17 protein-coding genes are annotated in these 15,228 nt (G+C 69.3%); 4 read left to right on the top strand and 13 right to left on the bottom strand.

The genetic code is table 11. The features are described 5' to 3' along the window. The 5 genes from HRC28_RS10850 to HRC28_RS10830 all read right to left on the bottom strand — a co-directional run bounded on the left by HRC28_RS10850 (position 1) and on the right by HRC28_RS10830 (position 5,512). Complete coding sequence (locus HRC28_RS10850; RefSeq protein ID WP_237111792.1) at positions 1 to 2,946, bottom strand: UPF0182 family protein; 2,946 nt, start codon at positions 2,944 to 2,946, stop codon at positions 1 to 3. Beyond that, complete coding sequence (locus HRC28_RS10845) at positions 2,939 to 3,499, bottom strand: PPA1309 family protein (RefSeq protein ID WP_182380090.1); 561 nt, start codon at positions 3,497 to 3,499, stop codon at positions 2,939 to 2,941. The genes HRC28_RS10850 and HRC28_RS10845 overlap by 8 nt, the downstream gene beginning before the upstream one ends. A 37-nt stretch (positions 3,500 to 3,536) precedes the next feature. Beyond that, positions 3,537 to 4,574 (bottom strand): PDZ domain-containing protein, encoded by a 1,038-nt coding sequence (locus HRC28_RS10840; RefSeq protein WP_182380089.1) that lies wholly within the window; start codon positions 4,572 to 4,574, stop codon positions 3,537 to 3,539. A gap of 27 nt (positions 4,575 to 4,601) precedes the next feature. After that, positions 4,602 to 4,919, bottom strand: coding sequence for a hypothetical protein (locus HRC28_RS10835; RefSeq protein WP_182380088.1), 318 nt, complete (start codon positions 4,917 to 4,919; stop codon positions 4,602 to 4,604). A 164-nt stretch (positions 4,920 to 5,083) separates the two neighbouring features. After that, positions 5,084 to 5,512: a molybdenum cofactor biosynthesis protein MoaE gene (locus HRC28_RS10830; protein WP_182380087.1), complete on the bottom strand. Its 429-nt coding sequence runs from the start codon at positions 5,510 to 5,512 to the stop codon at positions 5,084 to 5,086. A 105-nt stretch (positions 5,513 to 5,617) separates the two neighbouring features. Between HRC28_RS10830 and HRC28_RS10825 the strand changes: the two genes are divergently transcribed. Then, positions 5,618 to 7,012 (top strand): zinc-dependent metalloprotease, encoded by a 1,395-nt coding sequence (locus HRC28_RS10825; RefSeq protein WP_182380086.1) that lies wholly within the window; start codon positions 5,618 to 5,620, stop codon positions 7,010 to 7,012. Continuing rightward, positions 7,009 to 7,551, top strand: coding sequence for an NUDIX domain-containing protein (locus HRC28_RS10820; RefSeq protein WP_182380085.1), 543 nt, complete (start codon positions 7,009 to 7,011; stop codon positions 7,549 to 7,551). The genes HRC28_RS10825 and HRC28_RS10820 overlap by 4 nt, the downstream gene beginning before the upstream one ends. A gap of 1 nt (position 7,552) precedes the next feature. On the opposite strand, the gene HRC28_RS10815 is transcribed toward HRC28_RS10820, so the two are convergent. From HRC28_RS10815 to HRC28_RS10805, 3 genes are all read right to left on the bottom strand, one after another. After that, positions 7,553 to 8,122 (bottom strand): M48 family metallopeptidase, encoded by a 570-nt coding sequence (locus HRC28_RS10815; protein WP_182380084.1) that lies wholly within the window; start codon positions 8,120 to 8,122, stop codon positions 7,553 to 7,555. Positions 8,123 to 8,131: 9 nt separating this feature from the next. After that, entirely contained in the window at positions 8,132 to 9,175 is a 1,044-nt protein-coding gene (locus HRC28_RS10810; protein WP_237111791.1) for a PHP domain-containing protein, read from the bottom strand. Between the two features lie 349 nt (positions 9,176 to 9,524). Next, the gene (locus HRC28_RS10805) at positions 9,525 to 10,346 is read right to left on the bottom strand and encodes an enoyl-CoA hydratase/isomerase family protein (RefSeq protein ID WP_182380082.1); all 822 of its coding nucleotides are present in this window, start codon (positions 10,344 to 10,346) and stop codon (positions 9,525 to 9,527) included. A 139-nt stretch (positions 10,347 to 10,485) separates the two neighbouring features. On the opposite strand from HRC28_RS10805, the gene HRC28_RS10800 reads away from it, so the two are divergent. Further along, the gene (locus HRC28_RS10800) at positions 10,486 to 10,644 is read left to right on the top strand and encodes a DUF5679 domain-containing protein (RefSeq protein WP_168618186.1); all 159 of its coding nucleotides are present in this window, start codon (positions 10,486 to 10,488) and stop codon (positions 10,642 to 10,644) included. Between the two features lie 136 nt (positions 10,645 to 10,780). Then, positions 10,781 to 11,683: a hypothetical protein gene (locus HRC28_RS10795; protein WP_182380081.1), complete on the top strand. Its 903-nt coding sequence runs from the start codon at positions 10,781 to 10,783 to the stop codon at positions 11,681 to 11,683. A gap of 28 nt (positions 11,684 to 11,711) precedes the next feature. On the opposite strand, the gene HRC28_RS10790 is transcribed toward HRC28_RS10795, so the two are convergent. The 5 genes from HRC28_RS10790 to HRC28_RS10770 all read right to left on the bottom strand — a co-directional run bounded on the left by HRC28_RS10790 (position 11,712) and on the right by HRC28_RS10770 (position 15,151). Continuing rightward, positions 11,712 to 11,876 (bottom strand): hypothetical protein, encoded by a 165-nt coding sequence (locus tag HRC28_RS10790; protein WP_182380080.1) that lies wholly within the window; start codon positions 11,874 to 11,876, stop codon positions 11,712 to 11,714. A 168-nt stretch (positions 11,877 to 12,044) separates the two neighbouring features. Continuing rightward, complete coding sequence (locus tag HRC28_RS10785) at positions 12,045 to 12,203, bottom strand: hypothetical protein (protein ID WP_162251469.1); 159 nt, start codon at positions 12,201 to 12,203, stop codon at positions 12,045 to 12,047. A gap of 64 nt (positions 12,204 to 12,267) precedes the next feature. Then, positions 12,268 to 12,534 (bottom strand): WhiB family transcriptional regulator, encoded by a 267-nt coding sequence (locus HRC28_RS10780; RefSeq protein ID WP_056707208.1) that lies wholly within the window; start codon positions 12,532 to 12,534, stop codon positions 12,268 to 12,270. 152 nt (positions 12,535 to 12,686) lie between these two features. Continuing rightward, positions 12,687 to 12,941 carry a hypothetical protein gene (locus tag HRC28_RS10775; RefSeq protein WP_182380079.1) on the bottom strand — a complete coding sequence of 85 codons (255 nt, stop codon included), beginning with the start codon at positions 12,939 to 12,941 and terminating at the stop codon, positions 12,687 to 12,689. A gap of 125 nt (positions 12,942 to 13,066) precedes the next feature. Beyond that, a complete protein-coding gene (locus tag HRC28_RS10770; protein ID WP_182380078.1) occupies positions 13,067 to 15,151 on the bottom strand; it encodes an ATP-dependent DNA helicase UvrD2 in 2,085 nt (694 codons plus the stop codon). Between the last annotated feature and the right edge of the window lie 77 nt (positions 15,152 to 15,228).

Below are 15,228 nucleotides of genomic sequence, written 5' to 3'. Positions count from 1 at the left end.
CTACTCGGCGTCGCGCTGGTCGGCCAGCTTGACGGCCTCCTCGACGGCACTCTGGGCGACCTCCAACTGGCGGGCCCACTCGACCGTGTCGCTCTTCGCCTGGGCCTCCTCGGCAGCCTTGAAGGCGTCGTCGGCCTTCGTCAGCTGGGCGGCGATCTGCTGGTCGAGGGTCAGGTCCGGCTCTTCCGGCGTCTCCTCGCCCGGCGTCTCCTCGCCCGGTGTCGGGTCGACGGGCGTCTCCGCGCCGCCGAGCTTGACGCCGAGCGCATCCGCCAGCGCCGAGGGCAGGTCGCGATCGATGCCCACGCGGGCGCCGTACTTCACGATCACGTACTGCAGGATCGGGAACGCCGACGTCGCGCTTCGAGCGGCGTAGACGGGCTGGATGTAGATCAGCCCGCCGTTGACCGGCAGGGTCAGCAGGTTGCCGAAGCGCGGCGGGGTCGCACCCGCGACGCGGTACTGCTGCAGCTTCTGCGCCACCGCGTCGTTGCCCTGCATCTCGTTCGCGACCTGACCGGGGCCAGGCGTGTTCTCGTCGGCCATCTCCAGCAGCCGCAGCTTGCCGAAACCGTCCGAGGTCGCGTCCGAGTTCACCTGGAGGTACGACGTCAGCGTGTTCTGCGCACCACGGGGCTTGAAGACCGAGGTGAGCGACCAGTCCTTGGTGTCATCGACACCCGTCGAGAACAGTCGGTACGGCGGCTGGAACACCGCGCGCGCGGCGTTCGGGTCCTCGGGGACCTCCCACCGGTTGTTGCCGGAGTAGAACTCGCCGGCGTTCTCGACGTGGTACTTCGCGAGCTGGAAGCGCTGGACCTTGAACAGGTCCTCCGGGTAGCGCAGGTGCGCCATCAGTTCGTCGGAGATCTCGCTCTTCGGCGTGACCGAGTCCGGGAACACCTTCATCCACGTCTTGAGGATCGGGTCCGTCTCGTCCCACTGGTAGAGCTTGACCGTGCCGTCGTACGCGTCCACGGTGGCCTTGACCGCCGAGCGCATGTAGTTGATCTCGTCGGTCGGCAGCGTCTGCAGACCGGTCTCCTGCTGCAGCGAGTCGTCGATCATCGAGTCGAACGATTCACGCTGCGCGTTCGGGTACTTGTCGGTCGTCGTGTAGCCGTCGATGACCCACTGGATCCGTCCGTCGATGACGGCCGGGTAGGGGTCGCCGTCCACGGTCAGCCACGGCGCGACCTTCTCGACCCGCTCGAGCGGGGTGCGGTTGTAGAGCACCTTCGAGTTGCTGTTGACGCGGCCCGAGAGCAGGAAGTTCGGCTCGCCGAACTTGATGGCGTACATCAACTGGTTGAAGCCACTGCCGACCTTGACGCCACCCTTGCCGTCGTACGTCGTCGTGGTGCGCTCGTCGTCCGTCGCGTCGTCAGTGCTCGGCAGGCCGAGCTCGACGTCGTTGGCGTCCTTGTTGGCCTTGCCGACGATGGAGTACGTCGGGCTCTGCTCGCCGTAGTAGACGCGGGTCTCGAACTTCTCTGCGTCGGTCAGGTCGCTGCCGCCGACGATGTCCTCGCCGCGGATGCCCTCGGCCCAGACGATCCGGCCGTTGGCCTGGTCGGCGATGTTGATCTTGTTGCCGTAGGCGGCGATCAGGCCCTCACCGTGGGTGTACTCGGTGTGCAGGTTCGACCAGTTCTGGTCAGAGGCCTGGATGCCGGACTGGTCCAGTTCGCGCACGCCGAGGACCAGTGGCACCTCCTGGCCGTTGATGACGTAGCGGTCGACGTCGAGGACGGCCGGGACCGAGTAGTAGGCCCGGATCCGCTGCCGCTGCTGGAAGGTCTCGCGGACCTGGAGCGGGTCGACGACGGGCGTCGTCGTCAACTGACCCAGTACCTGGCTGCCCTGGGCCTGCGTGGTGTCGCCCGACGGGATCCCCTGGTACGACGTCTCGGTGGTGATGTCACTGAGTCCGTACGCGTCACGGGTCGCATCGATGTTGGCCTGGATGTAGCTGTTCTCCTTGTCGGCCTCCGACGGCTTCACCTGGAAGTTCTGCACGATGGCCGGCCAGATCATGCCGAGCAGCACGGCCGACAGCGCCAGCAGCGCGAGGCCGACGGACGGCAACTGCCACGTGCGGCGCCAGATGTTGAGGAAGAACAGCACGGCGCAGATCAGCGCCACCGCGACGAGGATGTTGCGCGAGGGCAGCACGGCGTTCTCGGCGGTGAAGTTCATGCCGGTGAAGAGCCGGTGGTCGTCGGTCACCAGGTCGTAGCGGTCGAAGAAGTAGTCGACCGACTTGGCCAGCACGAACGCACCGAGCAGCACGGAGAACTGCACCTGGGCAGCACCGGAGAGGCGGTCGTGCTGCTGGTTGAGCCGGATGCCGCCGTACAGGTAGTGCACGACAGCGGTCGCGATCAGCGCGACGACGGCGATCGCCATCGCGAAGTCGATCACGAAGTTCCACCACGGCAACTCGAAGACGTAGAAGCCGATGTCCTTCTTGAAGTACGTGTCCTTCTGCCCGAACGACTCCGCGTTGCGCCACAGCAGGAAGGTCCGCCACTGGCCCAGCGCCGACGTACCGGCGAAGATCCCGACGACCAGAGCGACACCGGCGAGCAGCCAGCCACGGATCGGGGTCACGGCGTCGCGGTAGCGCTCGACGCTCGCGTCGCCGCCGGCCATCCGGAACAGCGGCCGGAAGCGGTAGGCAAGGTGCATGTTGAGCGCGACGACGGCGGCCATCAGCGCACCGAAGACGAGGAACAGGCCGACGCGGGTCCACAGCATCGTGCTGAAGACCTGGCCGTAGCCGACCTCGCGGTACCAGAGGCGATCGGTGTAGATCGACGCGAACGCCGTGAGCAGGAAGAAGCCGACCACCACGATGACGCCGGTGATCACCAGCGCGCGGGCGCGGCGGCCGGGGCGCTCGGGGACCGGGCGCTCGGGCTCTTCGTCGAACAGGTCACTCATCGTTGCCACCCATGGGTTCTTCTTCCAGCGTGCCACGCAGGAGTTCGAGCAGGGCAGGCACCAGGTCGGTACCGCCCATCACTGCACTGTCGTTGTCTTCGCTCCGCAACCGGAGCGCGCAGTAGGACGCCCCCGAGCGCGTCACTCCGGCAACGATGCGTACGTCTTCGGCGTCGGGGTGTTCCCGCGCAAATTCCTGGGCTGCCGTGGGGTCCGACGGCACCTGGCCGTCCACCGCCGGCGGCAGGACGAGGCGCTCCACCACGGCCACACAGCCGACGATGACCTCGGGCCAGACAATGCCCGGCAGCACTTCCTCGAGTTCCTGGCCCTCGGGCAGTTCGTCCTGCTCGATCGGCGTCAGCGAGCCGCGCTCCATCGGTGAGTCCAGTCCGAGCTGGGCCGCCAGCGCCGGCTCGTGCTCGACGATGTGGTTGGTGTCGACCAATGCGTACAGCCGTGCCGGCTGGTCCCAGCCCGCACGGGCGTTGTGCCCTTCGACCTCCAGTACGGCGGCCGCGAGGGCCAGGTCGACATCCAACTCGTAGTCCATGGGCTCGCTTCGTCGCTTCGTCTTGGCGTGGTGGTGGTCAGCAGGTCGGGAGCTTGGCGTCGTGGTCGCCAGCCCACTTCTCGAGGGCCAGGCGCGCTTCGTGCATCGTGGTGGCCTTGACCAGGCGCAGGTCGGGGTCGAGGTCCTTGACGTCAGGACAGTTGGCCTTGGGCACGAAGAACAGCTTCGCCCCGGCCTCCTGTGCCCCGGCGATCTTCTGCTCGATGCCGCCGATCGGGCCGACGGTCCCGTCCGGCTGCAGTTCGCCGGTGCCAGCGATGATCTCGCCACCGGTCAGCGACCCCGGCGTCAACGTGTCGTAGATGGCCAGCGAGAACATCAGGCCCGCGCTCGGTCCGCCCACCGACGGGTCGACGCGCAGGGTGATCTTGAAGGGGAAGTCGTAGCCGAGCCCGACCGAGACCCCGACGCGCGGCGTGCCTTCCTCGATCTTCGGCTTGACCCGCACGTTCAGCTCGCGGCCGTCGCGCAGGATCTTGAACTCCACGTTGCTGGTGTCGGTGTGCTTGCGCACCGCCTTGACCACGTCGTCGCCCGTCGTGATCGGGGTGCCGTCGACTTCCTGGAAGATGTCGTGGACGAGCAACTTGCCCTCCGCGGGACCGCCCTCGCTCACGGCCGCGACCTGGACCGCCGTCGGAACGTCCGTGCCGAGTTCCTTGAGCGCGATGGCCTTCGCGACGTCCTGCGACGTCGTCATCTGGATGGCGCCCTCAGCCTCTTCGTCCTCGGCCGACTGGTCCGGCGGGTGGACGACGTCGTACGGCAGGATCGCCTTGTCGCGGTCGAGCCAACGCGACATGGCGTCGCCGAGCGAGAGCTTCTGGCCGTTGGACGACGCGACCACCGTGGTGAACCGGATCTGGCCGTCGTCGTAGTACGCCTTGTGACCGTCGACCTGCACCAGTTCGGCTTCGTCGGCGTCCTTGCCGAGCACGTCGAACGTGGGCCCCGGGCTGTACGACGCGAACGGCAGCGGGACCGCGAGGGCGACGCCACCCAGGATCAGCACCAATGGTCCCGCAATGCACACGGCGATCAGGCGCTGGGTCATGGCGCCTACCTTCTCAGACGGTGCCAATCAGGACGCGCGGCGGTCGCTGGTCGGCTGGTCGTCGGCGCTCACTGCGGGCTCGTCCGCACTGCCCGGGAGGACCACCGGCCGCGCCTTCGAGGGCCGTACGGCGACGCCGGAAGCGCGGTCGGGCGTGCGGGGAGGTACGGCATAGCCCGGGCGCGAGGACTGCTCACGCGACAACGCCTCGCCCAGCTTGCGAGCGGCGGCCTCGCGGCCTGCGTCGCTCACGACACCCTTGCTCTCGCGGCCCCACCAGCCGACCCCCACCATCGCGGCGAGGGTCACCACGGCGGCGGGTACCAGCCAGAACAGGATCTCCATCTGACGAGCGTAGGTCGGGCGTCCACGGGGATCGGACAGGACACGCGGTGGCAGTGGCCCTGGGCGTCCGGTGCGTGCGATGGCAAGGCGGAGGAGGGAAGGCGACCTTTGAGCGAAGCGGGTCGTCGACCGACGACAACGCAGCCAACGTGCGTGCCGGGCGCTCAGGGCGATCCGACCCACTCATCGGTGCCGTCAATGAAGAGTTGGTGCTTCCAGATCGGGACCTCGGCCTTGAGGGTGTCGATCAGTGCCCGGCTGGCCTCGAAGGAGGAGCCGCGGTGACCGGAGGTCGTGGCGATCACGACGGCCAGGTCACCGATCGCCAGGTCGCCCACCCGGTGCACGGCGGCGACGCCCGTGACGTCGTACTCCTGCGCGACGCGATCGCAGACCGCCTGCAACTGGTCGAGCGCGGTGGGGTGGGCGGAATACGACAGGCCGGTCACGCCGTGGCCGTGGTCGTGGTCGCGTACCCGCCCGACGAAGAGCACCAGACCGCCGGCGGTGGGGTCGTCGAGGCTGTCCAGGACGTCGACCACCGACAGTGGCTGGTCCGAGATCGCGACGAGGCGCACCGCTGGGTGAGTCATGGCTGCACTCTATTGCCGCGGATCGCGGCGACTCGCCACAAGGTCAGGGTCCCATCAGGGGTCTCCCCCACACCATCGGTTGGCGAACCGGCGTAAATTCGAGCCATGAGCAACGATGGGGACAACCCGGGCCAAGATGACGGGGCCCAGCCGAATCCGTTCAAGGGCACACCCTTCGAGCAGATCTTCGGCGCGCTGGGTGGTGCGTTCCCCGGCGGGATGCCCGCAGGCTTCCCCGGCGGCGCCGGTGGCCTCGGTGGGATGGACTTCCTCGCGCAACTCCAGTCCCTGATGCAGCCCCACGACGGTCCACTCAACTGGAACGCCGCCAACGACATCGCCCGCAAGGCAGTCGCCGCAGAGCCCGATCCCTCCCCCGGCCAGCGCGACGGCGACCGCGTCTCCGACGCCGTCCGGCTCGCGGACCATTGGCTCGACACCGCCACCCAGTTCCCCTCCGGGGTGAGCACGACGGCCGCGTGGAGCCGTGCCGAATGGCTCGTCGAGACCCAGCCCGTGTGGAAGGTCCTCGTGGAGCCCGTCGCGGCGAAGTCGGTCACCAGCCTGTCCAGCGGACTGCCCGAGGAGATGAAGGCGGCAGCCGGCCCTCTCGTCGGCATCATCGGCCAGGCCGTGGGCGGCATGCTCGCGATGCAGATCGGCCAGGGCCTTGGTGCCCTCGCCGGCGAGGTGCTGACCGCCTCTGACATCGGCCTGCCGCTCGGCGCCCCGGGCAAGGCCGCGCTGGTGACCAGCAACGTGCGCGCGTTCGCCGAGGGCCTCGACGTGTCCGAGGACGACGTGATCCTCTACCTCGCCCTGCGCGAGGCCGCCCACCAGCGACTCTTCGCCCACGTGCCGTGGCTGCGCGAGCACCTGCTCGGCGCCGTCACCGACTACGCGCGCGGCCTCGAGATCAATGCCCAGCAGATCCAGGACCGGGTCCAGGAGCAGTTGAGCGGGATCGACCCCACCAACCTCGAGTCGGTGCAGGGACTGCTCGAAGGCGGGCTCTTCGACCCGCCGCAGACCGCTGCCCAGACCGCCGCCCTCTCGCGCCTGGAGATCGCCCTCGCTCTCGTCGAGGGCTGGGTCGACGAGGTCGTCGGCCAGGCCACCCACGAACGGATGCCCGCGGCCACCAAGCTTCGCGAAGCCGTACGACGCCGCCGGGCCGCCGGAGGCCCCGCGGAGCAGACGTTCGCGGCACTGGTCGGGCTGGAGTTGCGGCCCCGCCGACTCCGCGACGCGTCGACCCTCTGGGGCGGCCTGCGCACCCGGGCCGGCGAAGAGGCCCGCGACGGCGTCTGGATGCACCCCGACCTGCTGCCGACCGCGGCCGACCTGGACGACCCGCTGTCCTTCCGCGCCGAGGCGACGGCGCCCGAGGAGCTGTCCGAGGACGACTTCGACGCCGAACTGCGCAAGTTGCTCGAGGGCGACGGCCCGGCGCCGGAGGCGCCTGAGTCGCCCGAGACGCCGGACTCCCCGACCGAGTGACGCTGCACGCCGACGCTCTCGCAACCCTGCGGGAGTGGAGTGCTCCGGGCGACGTCCAGGAGGAGCTGCGGGGCCGACTGGTGCGGCATCTGGAGTCGACGCCGGACGGCATGTGGCGGTCGTCGTACCCGGACCACCTGACGGCGGGCACGATCGTGCTGGCCGCCGACGGCGACCGGGTGCTGTTGAACCTGCACCGCAAGGCAGGCCGCTGGTTCGCGTTCGGCGGGCACGCCGAGGAAGGCGACGCGACGCTGGCGTCGGTGGCGCTGCGCGAGGCCCGCGAGGAGTCCGGCATCGCCGACCTCGCCTTCCACCCCGAGCCGCTGCAACTCGACGTCCACGTCGTGCCGTTCTGCGATCCGCGCGGCGGTGTCAGTCACCTCGACGTGCGCTACGCAGCCCTGGCTGCGGCCGATGCGCAGGAGATCGTCAGCGAGGAGTCGCTGGCCGTGCGTTGGTGGCCGATCGACGGCCTGCCCGAGCTCGAGCCGAGCATGCTCGACCTGATCGGTCGCGCCCGCCGCCTGCTCTGCTGAATCAGTCCACGTCCTCGCCGGCGGGAAAGATCTCCTCCGACGGCGGCCGCGAGATCCGGGCAGCGTCCGACCAGCCCGCGAGGTACCCCTTGGCCTTGTCCGACGCCGGGTAGTTCGACACCCAGCCCCAGAACTTCTCGTCGTGCTGCGGCTCGATCAGGTGTGCCAGTTCGTGGACGATCACGTAGTCGACCACCCACTCCGGCATCCGCTGGAGCCGCTCGGACAACCGGATCGTGCGGTCGCGCGGCGTGCACGACCCCCACCGTGAGCGCTGGTTGCTCACCCAGCGCACCGACTCCGGCACCGCGAGACCACCCAGGTACTCGTCGCTGAGCACCCGTGCGCGTTCGGTCAGGTCCTCGTCGCTCCAGCCACGCGGTACGGCGGACTTGAGTTCCTTGCGCTCGATCCGCGCGACCATCCGGGTCACCCAGGCGCGTTCCTCGGCGCCCGAGAGGTTGTTGGGCACGAGTACGACGATCTTGTCGCCGTCCCGATAGGCAGAGACCGTCCGACGGCGGCGCTCCGACCGTCGTACCTCCACCCGGGGCTTGCTCCGCGCACCCATGTCCAGACCCTACGACGCAGCCCACTCCAGGAGGCGCTCGACAGGCCACGTGTTGACGATCCGGTCCGCGTCGATCCCGGCGGCCTCGGCGCGCTCACAGCCCAGCAACGGGTAGTCGAGTTGGCCGGGAGCGTGCGCGTCGCTGTCGATCGAGAACACGCAGCCGATGTCACGCGCCAGCTCGAGCAACTTCGTGGGCGGGTCGCGACGCTCGGGGCGCGAGTTGATCTCCACCGCCACGCCTTCCTCAGCACAGGCCTCGAAGACGGCTTGCGCGTCGAACCGGGACTGACCGCGGGTCCCGCGGTTACCGGTCACCAGGCGACCGGTGCAGTGCCCGAGGACGTTCGTGAACGGGTTGCGTACGGCGGCCACCATCCGGCGCGTCATCGCTTCGGAATCCATCTGGAGCTTCGAGTGGACGCTCGCGACCCGCACGTCGAGGCGGGCCAGCATCCGGTCGGTCTGGTCCAGACGGCCGTCGTCGAGGATGTCGACCTCGATACCGCGCAGCAGCCGGAATCCGGCGGCGGACAGGTGGTCGTTGACGGCGGCGATCACATCGAGCTGGCGGGTCAACCGCTCGGCGGACAGCCCGCGGGCCACCTTCAGCCGGGGCGAGTGGTCGGTCAGCACCAGGTAGTCGTGACCGATCTCGATGGCCGTCATCGCCATCTCCTCGATCGGCGAGCCGCCGTCGGACCAGTCCGAGTGCGAGTGCAGGTCTCCGCGCAGTTGCGCGCGCAGTGCGGTCCCCGCTCCGCCACGGGTGAGCGGGCCGCCGTACTGCTGTTCGGCCTCGGCGAGCTTGTCGGGCACCTGCCCCTCGACCACCTGGGCGATCACCCGCGCCGTGCTCGAGCCGACACCGGCGATCTGGGTGAGCGTCCCGGCGCCGGCGCGCTGGGCGACCTCGTCGGGCGCGAGCGGCAGGATCGCCGCCGCGGCTCCCCGGTACGCCTTCACCTTGTAGCTGTCCGCACGCCCGCGTTCGAGCAGGAAGGCGATCCGGCGCAGCGCCGCGACCGGCGTCCCGTCGTACTGCTCGCTCACGGCAACTTCTCCTCCAACAATCTTTTCTCCACAGGCGGTGGACGAACCTGTGGGCTCCATTGTCGCTGGTCACGCCCTCGTACGACGTCCGCCGCCCCACCGAGAGCACCGCTTCATCCACAGGCGATTCACCGTTGTCCGACGCTCGTCCACGGCGAGGACCGCTCTTCCACAGGTTTATCCACAGCCTTGTCCACAGGCAACGCGCCCGACAGATTGACCGCACCCCACCCGGTGCCTAGCGTCCTCACCAGACGAGGCCCCCGGGCCTGCAGTTCTTCGCTCGCAAGGGGAAGGCAAGCGAAGAGCCGCTGCAGATTCGGGGGCCCCGCCCATTTCTGGTGGGCCGTCAGCGCCCCTCGAACGCCGGCGCCCGCTTCTCCTGCGCGGCAGCGATCCCCTCCAGCAGGTCCGCCGTCGCCAGGGTGACCGGCTGCGCCAGCGCCTCCCACTCGAGCGCGGTCTCGATGTTCGCGTGGCCCAACTGCAACGCGCGCTTGGTGAGTCGTGCGGCGATCGGGGCCGTACCGGCGACCTCGGCCGCCACGGTCAGCACGTCATCGCGGAAGGTCTCGGGCTCCATCACGCGCGACACCATGCCGAGCCCGAGTGCCTCGTCGGCGTCGACGAGGCGGCCGGTCAGGAACAGGTCGCGCGCCGCAGCGGCTCCCACGACGTCCGGCAGCAGGTACGTACCGGCCATGCCCGGGTGGATGCCCAGCTTCGTGAACGGCACACCCATCCGGGCACCCCGCGCGGCGTACCGGATGTCGCAGGCCAGCGCCATGCACAGGCCCGCGCCGATCGCCGGGCCGTTGATCGCCGCGATGGTCGGCACCTCGAGCTTCCGGATCGACAACCACGCCCGGTAGAACGGCAACATCCGGCTGCGCAGTTCGTCGACGCCCGCGTCGGGCTCGGACGCCAGCCACGCCAGGTTGCCGCCCGAACTGAACGCGCGGCCCTCGCCCGTCACCACGACGACCCGCACCGAGGGGTCGCTGGCGAGGTGATCGACGGCCGCAACCCACGACGCCGTCATCTCGTCGCTCATCGCGTTGCGCAGGTCCGGTTGGTCCAGGACGAGCATCGCGACCCCCTCCGAGGGCCGCTCGAGACGCAAATGGACCAGATCGGGGGCGGAGGATGAATTCAGAGCCGATTCAGACATGCGGGGCACGCTACTGCGCCTGCGAGGCGGCGTGCCGTAGGGTCAAGGAGGTTTGGAGCGCGTCTCCGAACTCCGACGGGCTTCCCCCAAGGTCCCCGTCGCGACGACCGAACGAACGACATTGAGCAAGGAGGCCGTCATGGCGGAGACCTGGAGCGGCGAGTTCTACTGCGTGAAGTGCAAGGCCAAGCGCGAGGCAAGTGGCGAGGTCAAGGTCAACGACAAGGGCACCCGGATGGCCAAGGCCGTCTGCCCTGAGTGCGGCACGAACCTCAACCGCATCCTCGGCAAGGCCTGAGTTTCCTCAGTCCAACAGACCGAAATGTCGCGGGCGACTCCACTTCGGTGGGGCCGCCCGCGTCTGCGTTTTCCCGCTCCTCCCTGCCTGTGGATGAGCGCCGCCGCCTGATCCGGTTCGGTGGCACCCTGCTGCCATGCCCGAGCCCAGCACGGTCACCCACGGGGTCCACCACCTGACGCTGCGCCCCGGAACCCCCGTGATGGCGCGCTCCCCCGGTGTCCTGCAGGTCGGTCTGGACGAGCCGGCGGTGCGCGTGAGCGACGATCCCGCCGTACGACGGGTGCTGGCCGCACTCGCCCGCCCCTCCGGCATTCCGGTGGGCACGGAACTCCCGGCCGCCGCCACCGACGTCCTGCTCCGCCTCGACCGGGTCGGTCTCCTCGTCGAGGTCCCGGACGCCGAACTGCGCCCCGACCCGGCCTTGGTCACCCTGCGCGCCCAGTTCGGTCCCGACGCCGTACGACGCCAGGAGAGCCGGGACGCAGCCACGATCGCCATGCATGCGGCCCCTGCGACACACGCCGTGCTCGCACCGCTGCTGGACCGGGCCGGCCTGCGCCACCTCGACGCGGGTCACCCCGCTGCCGCGGACCTCACCACCACCGCGCACCTGGTCGTCACGACCGGCCCTCTCGACCGCGCCCTGCTGGACCCGCTGGTCCGCGACTCGGTCCCGCACCTGCTGGTCACAGGTGCCGCCTGCGGACGTCGGGTCGGACCGTTCGTCCAGCCGGGCCTGACCGCCTGTCTGCGGTGCGTGGACGCGCACGAAGCGCTCCAGGACCCACGGCGTCCGCTGCTGCTGACCCAGGCAGCACGCGCGGCGGCCGACTGGCCACCGCCGGTGGATCCGCTGCTCGACGAGATCGCTCTGGCCTGGGCAGTGCGGGACCTGGTCCGCTACATCGAGGGCGACGAGCCGAGCACCTGGTCGGCCACGATCGATGTCGGGCCGCTCGATCCTCCGCAGCGGGTGCGCTGGGGACGCCATCTGGACTGTGGCTGTGCGTGGGACACGATCACGCAGTTCCCCTGACAGATCAGCCTTGACGGATCGGCCCGGGCTACCACCACTCGCTGTCGAGCTTGGCCTCCATGGAGCGCAGGTACTCCCGCGAGCAGTCATCGCAGTAGCGACGAACCCGACCGCGCTCGACGGCGGTCGTCCACGTCAACGGCGCGTCCTCACCCTCGGCCCGCCGGCCGCAGAAGTCGCACGTGACGGTCATCTGTTCAGAGTAGAAGCCCGGAGGGCGGACCCCTAACAACGGCGAAGGGGCCGGACCCGACCTGTGCCTGTTTGGCGGTCGGTTCCGGCCCCTTCTGATTCACCCGCGATCAGGTGGGTCCTCCGAGGAGGTGTCTCGTGAGATCCGTGGCGGGACCTCACAGGTTGATCACAGAGCGCGAGCGAGGGCGAGACGGGCCTGCTGCGCTGCGCGCTCGGCCTTGCGGCTCAAGCGCCGGGCGCGGACCACGCGAGTGGCCACGCGCAGCTGCTGCGCCTCTCCCAGGCGCGTGACCATCTGCTCACGCGCCAACTGTTCGTTCATCATCTGAAACATGGTGGTACTTCCGTTCTGAGTGGTCTGTGGTTGGTGTCGGTACTGCGGGTGCGGACTACGCCGCGGCGTCCTTGCGCGGACGTCCCCGGGGACGCTTGCGTGGGATCACCACGCCGGCGAGGAACAACTCGCCGCCCCAGACGCCCCACGGCTCACGCCGCTCCTGGGCGCCGGACAGGCACAGCTGCTGGACAGGGCAGTCCAGGCACAGCGCCTTGGCGGACTCGACGTCCGACGGTGACTCGGCGAACCACAACTCCGCATCGTTCAGCCGGCACGGCAGCAGCTCGTCCAGCGTCGGCTCGAGAACACTGGTCGTCATCTGCTTTCACCTCCTCTTCAATGACCTGATCGCGTTGGTCGATTTCCTTGAGGGGATCTGCGACTCCGCGTTCTCGGTCTGAGAAGCACGAAGGCCGCGGATCCCGGTCTTTCGGGTTCCGCGGCCTGGAGGCTGCCTAGCTGATGCTCAGATCAGACAGGTGGGCTCCAGGCGTGGAAACCAGAGACGTACACGGCGTTGAAGCCGCGGTGTCCCGTGCCGGTGAGGGCGCGCTCTCGCTTGACGGCCGGAACGGCCTTGATGTCAGTGGCCACGGCGTCAACGGCGGCGCTGAACGGAGCAAAAGCAGCGTTCGGAGCCGTCGGAGCAGAGGTGGCGCATTCGAGAGCGGACAGCGTGAGCTGCCAGGTCGCCATCGGGATCGGAATGATCGTCATGTTCTTCATGGTTTCGCCACCTCCTTCGGTGCCTTGAGAGCGCAAGCCGTGCCAGGGCTCTGATGCGCAACGGATGTTGTCTGACGACCGTAATGGCCGCGTATCAGGCCGCGCAAATCATTTATCGGGTTTTTTCAACGATTTTCTGAAACAACCGCGAGAACGGCCTCGCCGTACCGCTCAATCTTCGTTTCGCCGACCCCGCTGATGGCACCGAGTGCCTTCAAGGTGGCGGGCTTGTGCTCGGCGATCAGTTCGAGCGTTGCGTTGGTGAAGACGACGTACGCCGGCAGCGGCTTGCCGTCCTCGCCGCTCTCCCGCGCGGTTTCGAGACGCCACTCCTTGAGCCGTTCGAACAGCGCCTCGTCGTAGCGCATCGGGTGGTGCGAGCACCGGCCCCGCTTCTTCTCCGCGGCACTCGCCAGCGGCTGGAGGCACTCGCGGCACCGCGCCACCTTGGTGGCGCGACGGTTCGCCTGCGGACGTTGGGCCTCGGGCAGCATCGGCACCAGGAAGCGCGACGGCTGGCGGCGCGCTGCCTGTCCCGGGTTGCGGGCCGCGGCCCACGACACCATCAGGTCCTGGCGCGCGCGGGTCATGCCGACGTAGAGCAACCGTCGCTCCTCCTCGACCGCGCCCGGGGGCGCGCCCTCCTGACTGGCGTAGACGAACGGCAGCGTGCCGTCCTGGACGCCGCAGCAGAAGACGGCGTCCCACTCCAGACCCTTGGCAGCGTGGAACGTCGCCAGCGTGACCCCGTCGGCGGTCGGCGCGTGCTGCTCGCTCGCCCGGCGCTCGAGGTCGGCCACGAAGGTCGTCATCGACGCCTCGATGCCGAGCTCGGTCGAGAACTCCTCGGACTGGTCCACCAGCGCCTGGAAGGACTCCCAGCGGTCGCGGACCTGTCCCCGGCTCGTCGGCGGCGCGGCCGTCCAGCCCATCGACGCCAGCACGGCCTTCACGATGTCGAGCCACGGCCCCGAGTCGGCCTCGCCCGAGCGCGCCGCACCCCGCAGGCGCGTCACCGCCTCACGCACCTCGCGACGGTCGAAGAAGCGCGCGGCACCGCGGACGACGTACGGAATGCCACGGTCGGTCAGCGCGTCCTCGAACGTCTCGGACTGCGCGTTGATCCGGAACAGCACCGCCATCTCGCCGTACGACGTCCCGGCGCGATGCAGCTTCGCGACCCGGTCCGCGACACTGGCCGCCTCGGCCACCTCGTCGGGCTCGCCGACGTACCGCACTGCGGAGCCGGCGGCCTGCTGCGAGCGCAGGTCGACACCGGCGCTGGGCGTGCCGGCGAGCAGCTTGTTGGCGACCTCGACGATCTGCGGTGTCGATCGGTAGTTGCGCACCAGCTCGATCGAGGTGGTACCGGCGTAGCGCTTCGGGAAGTCGCGCAGATAGGTCGCATCAGCGCCGGCGAAGGAATAGATCGTCTGCGCCGGGTCGCCGACGACGCACAGTTCGTCGCGCCCGCCGAGCCACAGGTCGAGCAGGGCCGATTGGAGGGGCGAGACGTCCTGGAACTCGTCGACGACGAACCACTTGTACTGACGACGCACCTGGGCCGCCACCCGCTCGTCGCCGGCGAGGACGCCGGCCGTCAGCAGCAGCACGTCCTCCATGTCCATCCGGCCCTGGTCACGCTTGACGTCCTCGTAGGCCGCGAAGACACGAGCGATGTCCGAGGGCGTGTGGCCGTCGATGCTGCGGCCCTTGGTCGGCGCGATCCGCGCGTAGACGTCGGACCCCACGTTGCTGACCTTGGCCCACTCGATCTCGGAAGCGAGGTCACGCAGCAGCGCCTGGTCGCCGCGGACGCCAATGTTGCGACAAGCGGAGGCGATCATCGGGATCTTCGACTCGATCAGGACCGGCAGCTCGGTGCCGTAGACGTGCGGCCAGAAGTACCGCAACTGGCGCAGCGCCGCACTGTGGAAGGTCCGCGCCTGCACGCCCGGGGCGCCGAGGGTGCGGAGCCGCTGGCGCAGTTCGCCGGCCGCCCGCGTGGTGAAGGTGACCGCGAGGACCTCGGACGGGGCATAGACGCCCGCCTGGACGCCGTGGGCGATCCGGTGGGTGATCGCCCGGGTCTTGCCAGTGCCCGCACCGGCCAGCACCCGCACCGGCCCCCGCAGCGTCTCGGCCACCGCGCGCTGCTCGGGGTCGAGCGCAGAGAGGAGCTGTTCGATCGACGAGGACACCGTGGACATCCCGGGGAACATCTCCTTCGCGTGCGTGGTTGGGTGGGAGATCAGACCCTAGACGCCGGAGGCGACACTTCCCGATG

It is taken from the genome of Nocardioides sp. WS12 (assembly GCF_014108865.1).
Lineage (GTDB): Bacteria > Actinomycetota > Actinomycetes > Propionibacteriales > Nocardioidaceae > Nocardioides.
The sequence above is the reverse complement of the archived record's forward strand: the minus strand, read 5'-3'. Positions and strand labels throughout refer to the sequence as shown.